Below are 8758 nucleotides of genomic sequence, written 5' to 3'. Positions count from 1 at the left end.
GGACCGAGGAGGTCCGGGCGCCCCTTCCGTGCGCTCGGGGTGGGTCAGTCGCGCTCGTACGGGGAGCGGACCGGGAAGTACGCCTCCAGGAACGCCCGCAGCACGCGGTCCCGCTCGTCCAGCGGAACCTCGGCCTCGGCCGACTCGCCGATGCAGATGACGTCCCGGTGGCGCGCGGCCAGCAGCCGGCTGAGCGCCACGTGGTGCTTGTAGTCGCCGATGTTGACGTAGGCGGCGGAGATGCTGCCCGGCGCGCCCTTGGCCGTCAGGTAGGCGAAGTGGTGGTGGAGCGACGAGGTGATCGACAGGTCGGTCCGGCCGCGGAACGGCGTGGCCGCCGTCAGGGAGGTCTGCTCGGGCCAGCGCTCGGCGATCGCCTCCAGGACGCTGCGGCGCAGCGGGTGCGGCGTGTGGAGGAAGCCGTGCGTGGCGACCCGGCCGAACTCCTCCTCCAGGAGGGCCTGGTTGTTCTTGGCGGCGACGAAGTAGCCCTCGGTCTCCTCGGTGACCTCGCCCGGCGGGACGGCCGTCGGCGAGCGGAAGAAGAACGAGCTGCCGTTCGACTGGAAGAACTTGCTCGGAGCCAGCGGACGCGCGAAGAAGACGTCGTCGTTGACGTAGAGGAAGTGCTCGGAGAGCCCCTCGATGCGGTGCAGCTGGGACTCGATCGCGTGCGAGTTGAACGTCGGCAGCCAGGACGGGTCCGCGAAGAGCTCGCGGTGGCTGACCACCTGGATGTCCGGGTGCTCGGTGTTCAGCCACGACGGCACCTGGTCGTCCGTCACCAGGAAGACCTTGCGGATCCACGGGGCGTGCGTGGCGAGCGAGCGGAGCGAGTAGCGGAGCTCGTCGCGGTTGCGGAAGCGGACGTCACCGGACTGGGCGTCGTCGGTGGCGAGTCCGGCCTCCAGACGGGCGGCGTCGCGCTTCGCGCGCCAGGCCGGGTCGGTGTCGTCGACCCAGGTGTAGACGGCGTCGATCGGGAAGTCGACGTCCCACATCAGGCGCTTGGTCAGGATGTCGATGGTCGGGTACTCCCGGCCGCCGACCTCGATCCGGGCGGTGCCGTCGAGCGAGGGCAGTCGCGGGCCGACCAGGGTGGTGCCGCGGGGGGCGGTGAACCAGTGGGGCTCCGCCTCCTCCTGGGGCCAGAACTCGACGCTGCAGCCGTAGACCGGTCCGTACCGGAGGATGCGGCTGTCGCTGACCATCGGCTTGAAGACCCGTACGGCCGCGACCTCGGGGGCGGCCGTCAGCGTCTCCGCGAGACGCGCGCCGGGCGCGGCGGTCTTGGGCGCGACGAGCTCGGCGTACACGGGCTTGCCGTGCAGCTCGGTGCCGAGGGCGCGCAGGGCCCGCTCGCGGTCGGTGTCCTTGACGGCGACGCGGTGGCTGACCGTCGACGGGTCGTGCAGCAGGACGTAGGGGACGTCGTGGCGTTCGAGGGCCTCGGCGCTGATCTCCAGGTTGATCTGCCCTATGCGCCAGGCCGGGATGTCGTCCCGCACCTCGGCGAGACGGCCGGCGGAGCGCACCAGGTTCTTGCGGTCCTGGGCCTGGAGGATGACCTCCCGCGCCTTCTGCTCGTCGGAGGAGGGCGCGAGCTTGCTGATCGGCGCGGAGACGGCGAAGCTCTTGCTGCCTCCGGCGGCGACGCGGCGCGCCGTCCGGTCGGCGCGGGCCGCGGCGCGGGCCTGGTCCGACTCGGCGCGGAGCGCGGTGAACAGCTCGTCCCACTGCGCGGTGATGACCTCGGGGGCGAAGCGCTCGCGCGCTCCGGCGCGGGCGGCGGCGCCGTAGGCGGCGCGGAGCTCGTCGTCGCCCATGAGCCGGGCCATCGCCGCGCCCAGCGAGGCGACGTCGTCGGCGGGCACGAGCAGGCCGTCCACCTCGTGGCGGACGATCTGGGACGGGCCGGTCAGGGCGTCGTACGCGACGACCGGGACGCCGGCGGTGAAGGCCTCCAGCATGACGAGGCCGAAGGACTCGACGCGGGACGGCATCAGGCAGATCGCGGCCTTCGCCCACTCCTCGGCCATCTGCTGGCTGCGGCCGACGAGCTCGATCCGGTCGTGCACGCCGAGGCTCTCGACCAGACGGCGCAGGTTGACCAGCTGGGGGCCGTCGCCGAAGAGGCGCAGACGCCAGTCCGGGAACTCGTCGACGAGCTCGGCGAAGGCCTGGACCGCGTGGTCGAGCTGCTTCTCCGGCACCATGCGGCCGGCCACGACGATGGTCTTGCCGCCGAGGTCGGAGCGGGGCCGGTAGCCGTCGGGCATCGCGTTCGGGATGGTGGCGAGCCGGGGCGCGGAGGCGCCGAGGGACTCGGCGAACCAGTCGGTGGTCAGCTCGGTGAGCGAGACGAGGGCGTCGAGCCGCGGGGCGTGCGTCAGCAGCGGTTCGCCGGTGGCGCCGCGCAGCTGGGAGACGCGGTGCTCCTGGTGGACGGTGGCCACCGAGGAGGGGACGAGCCTGACGGCCGCGGCCATGAGGGCCGGCGTGGTCGTCACGAGGACGTCGGTGTCGAGGCCGGACAGCGCGGCCGTCATCTCGATGTCGGAGAGCCGGTCGAAGGTGGGCTCCCAGGACGCCTCGATGAGCTCGCTGGGCAGCTTGGCGAGGGCCGCGCACTCCTCCGGGGTGAGGGAGGTCTCGCGGACCGGGCGCGGGGTGCGGCCGGTGCGGTCCACGAGGTAGCGGACGGACAGGGCCTTCGCCTCCGGCAGGAAGGGCTCCTCGGCGGTCTTGAAGACGCTGAGGATCTCGACCTCGTGGCGTGGCATCAGCTGGGCGGCCTGGGTGTAGGCAGCCATCTCGGTGCCGCCCATCGCATCGCCCCAGGTGAGCAGGATGGTGATCTTCATGCGACTTCCTCTGCGCCGTGGGGGGCGCCTTCGAACGCGACGCAGGAAACGGCGAGCGCTCCGGCCGACGTGATGTAGGCATGCGCTCGGAGGAGCGTGCCGTCTTCCAGGGCGATGATCCTGAACGTGGTGCGGATCACCTGATTGCGCCGCCTCACGTCCGTGAGCCTGCGTCCGATCTTGAGACCGGTGCGCCCGTGCGCGAGCTGCATGTCCCAGCGGTACGAGCGGCCACCCGCCACCATCTCGGCCAGCGGCACGTCGAAGGTGAACGCGTCGCCCCGCCACTCCAGGGGGGCCTGCGCCACCGTCCCGCCGCCGCGGCGGACGGCCTGGGCGGTGTAGCCGGAGGTCGGCCCCTGCCGGGCGATGAGCCGGCCGTGGACCACGATGCGGTCCCAGCGGAGGTCGAAGGAGTCGAGCTCCGCCTGGTGCGCGGGGGCGCGCACCTTGAGGACGGCGAAGCCGTCGACGGACCGCATGATCCGGAAGTGGGCTCCGCTGTCCGGCGAGGGCGAGACGGGGGCCGTCGGCCCGTCCGTGGCGGCGAGCGCCACGGCGCCGACACCGGCGCGCACCTCGCGTCCGTCGGCTCCGGTGAGCACCACGCCGATGCGCCAGAGGCCGGTGAAGAGGGGCACGCCGGCGCGGCCGGGACCGTGGTCGCCGGGGGCGTCGGGGAGGTCGGTCCGGTCCGTGTACCGCAGGGCGGTGGTGGCGGTGAGGAGGCGGGTGCCGTCGCCCTGCGGCTCCACTTCGAGGTCGAGCCTCAGGTGGCGTCCGCCGCGGACGAACTCCAGGTGGGCGGCGGTGACGTCGACGGCCGCGGGGGCGAGGAGGGCGACGTTCAGGGTCCGTCCGCCGAGGACGGAGAAGTGGACGGCCTTCAGGGCGGGGCGGGGCCGGATTCCACTGGCGAAGGCGGGGGCCGTCTGCAGTCGCTCGACCCTGCGACGCATCCGGACGGCGACCCGGCGGGCTCGGTTGGCGGCACCCACCGCATAGGGCAGCAGTGAGTCACTCACGACGAATCCCGCGCTTCCACTCTGGACTGACAGTCAGCGCCACATAGTGTCAAGGGGGCAGAAGCGTTGGCAAGTCACGCTCCGGCGAGCGCCGCGTGACCGCAATCACGTCGTCAAGTGAACCCCGCGTGGCGTTTTCCCCCTCTTCCTCAAGGGATCCTTGCTATCGACCACACAGGAAGCAACGGGGAGAAATGGGACGCTGGAGTTCGTTCGCCGACGTCGCGCTGTCTCGGCGCACTCTGCTGGCCTCGACCGCCGCCGCCACGGTGGCGGGCGTCGTCAGCGGCTGTGGGGAGACACCGGCCTCCCCACCTCGTATCCCGGCCCAGGCGAACGGTGACGCCGGGGGGCGCACGCCGGTCCGCCGCCTCGCCACCACGGACACGCGGGACGGGTTCGCGACGGCCGGGGCCCCCGCCGTGGTGCAGATCGTGGCGCACCCGGACGACGACCTGTTCTTCATGAACCCCGACGTCGTCCAGAACCTCTCCGCGGGCATACCCGTGACCTCCGTGTACCTGACGGACGGCGGCTCCTTCGGCGTGAACCAGGTGCCGGGGCAGCCCGCCCCCGAGGCCGACATACCCGCGTACGTCTCCTCCCGTCAGCAGGGCCTCCGCCAGGCCTACGCCCTGATGCTCGGGGCCCGGCTCTTCACCCCGTGGCAGCGCTCCGTCCTCCCCCTGCCGGGTGGCCGTACCGTCGAGGTCAACCGGCTCGAGTACGGCGGCCGGACGGCCGAGCTGATCTTCCTGGACCTCCGGATGCACGCCAAGAACGGCGCCAGGACCGTCAACCTGACCCGGCTGTGGAACACCCCGGGCGTGACGCTTCCCACCCAGCCCGCGCCCGAGTCCCCGGTGCAGCAGAAGTACACGTACACGCGCAAGGACCTCATAGAGACGCTCGTCTTCCTGCTGTCCCGGCGCAAGCCCACCCTGGTCCGCACCCTCGACCCGGACCCGGACACCCAGGTCCACGACGAGCGGCACCCGCGCGGCAGCGACCAGCACGGCTTCTCCGACCACCCGGACCACACCGCCGCGGCGCTGTTCGCCTGGCGCGCGCTCGCCGAGTGGGGCGGACGGACCGGGCGCGGCACCCAGGCGCCCGCCTTCCAGACGGAGGCGTTCCGCGGGTACTACAACCAGCGCTGGCCGAAGAACCTGCCGGCGACGACCGTCGCCCTGAAGGCCCTGTACCTCAACGCCTACGGCGGCGACCCCTCCTGGCAGTGCGGGAACGACTCCGGCTGCGGCGACTACGCCTTCGGCCAGGACACGGTCCTCAGGTCGATGAAGGGGTGGGCGCGCTCCACCCACCGCCGCTACCCGAACGCCGGCCCCAAGGCGGTCGCCGGGACCGGCGGGGCGCTGACCGTGTACGGCGTCCTCGGCACCCGGCTCGCGCGCTGGACCGGTGACATCACCGGCCGGCAGAGCCCTCCCGAGGACCTCGGCGGCGGTCCGCTCGCCCCCTCCATATCCGTGGTGCGGCTGCCCGACGGCAGGGACCTCGTCTTCGCCCTGCGCTTCTCCTCCCTGGAGGGGACCACCGGGAAGAACCTGCGCGAGATCGTGATGCTGCGGCAGCGGACGGCGGGGGGCGGCTTCGAGAGCTCCTGGGTCGGCCTCGGCTCCCCCGAGACCCGGCCGTGGCGGACCCGGCTGACCGGGCCTCCGACGGCGGTCCTCGGCTCCGACGGGCGGGTCCACGTCTTCGCGAGGAACGGCGCCAAGAGCGTCAGCACCCGGATACTGGGCACCGACGGCAAGTGGACCCCCTGGGAGGCGCTGCCCGCCGGACGCGTCCAGGAGGGGCTGACGGCGACGGTCGACGGCCGCGGGCTCATCCACCTCTTCGGCACCTCCGCCAACTGGGTGGAGCACTGGAGCCAGCGCACCCCCACCGGTGAGCTGCGCAAGGGCACCCGGCGCTTCGCCCACCAGCCCGGCGACGTCCCCGACGCGATCACCGCGCCGGACGGCTCGGTACTGCTCGGCTACCGGGGCGTCGCCAGCGACGAGGTGGTCATCGAGCGGCTCGCCGCGGGGCGCGCCAAGCGGTGGACCACCGTCGCGAAGCCGCAGATGGCCGGGTACGGCCGGGTCAGCCTCGTCGACGGCCGGACGGCGGCCGCGGGCGGCGGGGTCCTCGCCGTCCCCGCCGGCGCGAGGGAGGAGCTGGCGTACGACATCACCGGCGGCGGTCGCACCTCCGCCGTGGGCACCGCGGCCCCCGCCCTCACGGTCGGCACCCCGGCGACCCTGACCGTCGGCACCGGCACCGGCACCGGCACCGGCCCCGGCACTCCGGTCTCCGTGACGATGGGCCTGGACGGCCTCCCCCACGTCACCCGGCTCCGCGACATCCGCGCCGGCTGACCCCCGGACGCACGAGAACCCCCGCCCGGCCGGAGCCAAGCGGGGGTTCTTCCTTGTCCTGCCGCGACGGGTGGGCCCGGCGGCACGCCGGGCCCGGGACCCGCTAGAACGGGTCGAACTCGTCGTACTCGCGGTCCGCGTCGTCGCGCTCCGCCTCGCGGTCGCGGCGGCGCTGGGCCGCGGGGCGGGGAGCCTCCAGACGGTGGTCCTCGCCTCGGCGGCCGAGCATCTCGGCGCCGGCGACGAGGGTGGGCTCCCAGTCGAAGACGACCGCGTTCTCCTCGGAGCCGATGGCCACGCCGTCGCCGGCGCGGGCACCCGCCTTCAGCAGCGCGTCCTCGACGCCGAGGCGGTTGAGGCGGTCGGCGAGGTAGCCGACGGCCTCGTCGTTGTTGAAGTCGGTCTGGCGGACCCAGCGCTCCGGCTTCTCGCCGCGCACCCGGTACACGTCGTCCTGCTCGTCGTACGTGACGGTGAAGCCGGCGTCGTCGACGGCCTTCGGGCGGATGACGATACGGGTCGCCTCCTCCTTCGGCTTCGCGGCGCGGGCCTGGCCGACGATGTCGGCGAGGGCGAAGGAGAGCTCCTTCAGGCCGGTGCGGGCGACCGCGGAGACCTCGAAGACGCGGTAGCCGCGCTCCTCCAGCTCCGGGCGGATCATGTCCGCGAGGTCCTGGCCGTCCGGGATGTCGATCTTGTTGAGGACGACGATGCGCGGACGGTCGTCGAGGCCGCCGTACTGCTTCAGCTCCTCCTCGATGATGTCGAGGTCGCTGACCGGGTCGCGGTCGGACTCCAGCGTCGCCGTGTCGAGGACGTGGACGAGGACCGAGCAGCGCTCGACGTGGCGCAGGAACTCCAGGCCGAGGCCGCGGCCCTGGCTGGCGCCCGGGATGAGGCCGGGGACGTCGGCGATGGTGTAGACGGTCGAGCCGGCCGTCACCACGCCGAGGTTCGGGACCAGCGTCGTGAAGGGGTAGTCCGCGATCTTCGGCTTGGCGGCCGAGAGGACGGAGATCAGCGAGGACTTGCCGGCGCTGGGGTAGCCCACGAGCGCCACGTCGGCGACGGTCTTCAGCTCCAGGACGATGTCGTCGAGGTCGCCGGGCTCGCCGAGCAGCGCGAAGCCGGGGGCCTTGCGGCGCGCGGAGGACAGCGCCGCGTTGCCGAGGCCGCCGCGGCCGCCCTGTGCGGCGACGTACGTCGTGCCGTGGCCGACGAGGTCCGCGAGGACGTCCCCCTTCTTGTCGAGGACGACGGTGCCGTCGGGTACGTACAGGACGAGGTCCTGGCCGTCCTTGCCCGCGCGGTTGCCGCCCTCGCCGGGCTTGCCGTTGGTGGCCTTGCGGTGCGGCGAGTGGTGGTAGTCGAGCAGCGTGGTGACGGACTGGTCGACGACCAGGATCACGTCTCCGCCGCGACCGCCGTTGCCGCCGTCGGGCCCGCCGAGCGGCTTGAACTTCTCGCGATGGACGGAGGCGCAGCCGTGGCCTCCGTTACCCGCGGCGACGTGCAGCTCGACGCGGTCCACGAAGGTGGTCATGGTTCTGTGCCTCCAGCAGTCAGCTTGGTACGGAATGTCTATCTAGTAACACGCGAAAGGCGGACCCTCTTCCCTGCCGGGAAGTGAGGTCCGCCTCCGCAAAGCGTCCGATCAGGCGACCGGAACGATGTTCACGACCTTGCGGCCACGGAAGGTGCCGAACTGCACCGAACCGGCCTGCAGGGCGAACAGCGTGTCGTCGCCACCGCGACCGACACCCGAGCCCGGGTGGAAGTGGGTGCCGCGCTGGCGGACCAGGATCTCACCGGCGTTGACGACCTGACCGCCGAAGCGCTTCACGCCGAGCCGCTGGGCGTTGGAATCGCGACCGTTCCGGGTGGACGATGCGCCCTTCTTGTGTGCCATTGCTCAGTCCCTCTTTACTTCGCGGCCGTCGGGATGGACGTGACCTTGATCGCCGTGTACTGCTGACGGTGACCCTGGCGACGGCGGTAGCCGGTCTTGTTCTTGTAGCGCAGGATGTCGATCTTGGCGCCCTTGGTGTGGTCCACGACCTCGGCCTCGACCTTGATGCCCGCCAGGACCCACGGGTCGCTGGTCACGGCGTCGCCGTCGACGACGAGCAGGGTCGAGAGCTCGACCGTGTCGCCGGGCTTGGCGGTGGAAATCTTGTCAACCTCAACGATGTCGCCGACAGCAACCTTGTGCTGGCGACCACCGCTGCGCACGATGGCGTACACGCGGATCTCTCTCTCACTCGGTAATGGGGACCTCTGACGCCAGCCGCCCACGCGCGGGCCTGGGGCCCGCGGCGAACCGGATCGGACGAGCGGCCTCTCCCGGCGAGCGGGAGGGGGATGCTCAGAGGTGCGGCGCGTCAGAGACACGCCGACGGTCTAGGTTACGGGCGGCTGCCACAAGGGGTCAAATTCGCCCGTGCGGGCGCGGACCGTCCCGGCGGGCCCTCCGGAAAGGGCC

At 72.4% G+C, this 8758-nt stretch carries 6 protein-coding genes; 1 reads left to right on the top strand and 5 read right to left on the bottom strand.

Annotated features, from left to right (window positions below; translation table 11 throughout):
* Positions 1-44 precede the first annotated feature (44 nt).
* Positions 45-2864: a stealth conserved region 3 domain-containing protein gene (locus tag ACFQ8C_RS35535; RefSeq protein WP_383465887.1), complete on the bottom strand. Its 2820-nt coding sequence runs from the start codon at positions 2862-2864 to the stop codon at positions 45-47.
* Positions 2861-3889 (bottom strand): hypothetical protein, encoded by a 1029-nt coding sequence (locus tag ACFQ8C_RS35530; protein ID WP_383465885.1) that lies wholly within the window; start codon positions 3887-3889, stop codon positions 2861-2863. The genes ACFQ8C_RS35535 and ACFQ8C_RS35530 overlap by 4 nt, the downstream gene beginning before the upstream one ends.
* A 194-nt stretch (positions 3890-4083) precedes the next feature.
* Here ACFQ8C_RS35530 and ACFQ8C_RS35525 point away from each other — a divergent pair, with 194 nt between their 5' ends.
* Complete coding sequence (locus ACFQ8C_RS35525; protein WP_383465883.1) at positions 4084-6276, top strand: PIG-L family deacetylase; 2193 nt, start codon at positions 4084-4086, stop codon at positions 6274-6276.
* Between the two features lie 103 nt (positions 6277-6379).
* Here ACFQ8C_RS35525 and obgE read toward each other — a convergent pair whose 3' ends face one another.
* From obgE to rplU, 3 genes are all read right to left on the bottom strand, one after another.
* A complete protein-coding gene (obgE, locus tag ACFQ8C_RS35520; RefSeq protein WP_383465881.1) occupies positions 6380-7819 on the bottom strand; it encodes a GTPase ObgE in 1440 nt (479 codons plus the stop codon).
* Positions 7820-7930: 111 nt separating this feature from the next.
* A complete protein-coding gene (rpmA, locus tag ACFQ8C_RS35515; protein ID WP_030494090.1) occupies positions 7931-8185 on the bottom strand; it encodes a 50S ribosomal protein L27 in 255 nt (84 codons plus the stop codon).
* A gap of 14 nt (positions 8186-8199) precedes the next feature.
* On the bottom strand, positions 8200-8520 hold the full coding sequence (gene rplU, locus ACFQ8C_RS35510; RefSeq protein ID WP_383465879.1) for a 50S ribosomal protein L21: 321 nt from the start codon (positions 8518-8520) through the stop codon (positions 8200-8202).
* Between the last annotated feature and the right edge of the window lie 238 nt (positions 8521-8758).

Source organism: Streptomyces sp. NPDC056503, from assembly GCF_042794995.1.
In the GTDB taxonomy this organism is placed as follows: domain Bacteria; phylum Actinomycetota; class Actinomycetes; order Streptomycetales; family Streptomycetaceae; genus Streptomyces.
The sequence above is the reverse complement of the archived record's forward strand: the minus strand, read 5'-3'. Positions and strand labels throughout refer to the sequence as shown.

Excerpts from the sequence above, each read along its gene's own strand:
- ACFQ8C_RS35535 (WP_383465887.1), bottom strand. The coding sequence starts at position 2,864 with ATGAAGATCACCATCCTGCTCACCTGGGGCGATGCGATGGGCGGCACC.
- ACFQ8C_RS35525 (WP_383465883.1), top strand. The coding sequence starts at position 4,084 with ATGGGACGCTGGAGTTCGTTCGCCGACGTCGCGCTGTCTCGGCGCACT.
- obgE (WP_383465881.1), bottom strand. The coding sequence starts at position 7,819 with ATGACCACCTTCGTGGACCGCGTCGAGCTGCACGTCGCCGCGGGTAAC.
- rpmA (WP_030494090.1), bottom strand. The coding sequence starts at position 8,185 with ATGGCACACAAGAAGGGCGCATCGTCCACCCGGAACGGTCGCGATTCC.